The following is a 405-nucleotide window of genomic DNA, read 5'->3' on the forward strand; positions in this document are numbered from 1 at the left end:
GGATTGGGTGGGAGATAGCGCGCGAAGGGCGCTTAACGCATCCGCATACTGCCATCCCAATGAGGTTCTCTTGGACGATCCGGCCCGCTATCAGGTGCTAAACGTTTTTGAGAGTACGCCGGTCGATATCCAGAGCCGTATCCTTGAGGAAAGGATAGGCCGACTAGAAGAAGGGTTCGCCGCTTATACGCTTGGTGCAATCAGGGCCGAACGGGCCGCCGAATCGGATGCACCGGAGAATTTCGTCTACACGTTTGGCGCCGTCGGCAAGACGGATGAGGCTACAAGAGTGGCCCAGCGTGTTGCAGAGCGCCTGGTCGATGAGGCTAGGGGTGCAAGTACGGCGGCGGATATGCCGGGCTGGAATCGCCTTATCGCAAGCCTTCTGGATTATGCGAGCGCGGT

General features: G+C 58.5%; 1 protein-coding gene. It reads left to right on the forward strand.

Features of this window, described 5'->3' with window-relative positions; translation table 11 throughout:
• Positions 1-405: hypothetical protein (locus COY37_RS06385; protein WP_286976836.1), on the forward strand; the 405-nt coding region annotated here is incomplete at both ends.

Origin of the sequence: Candidatus Aquicultor secundus, assembly GCF_002791875.1 — a bacterium.
Taxonomy (GTDB): domain Bacteria; phylum Actinomycetota; class Aquicultoria; order Aquicultorales; family Aquicultoraceae; genus Aquicultor_A; species Aquicultor_A secundus.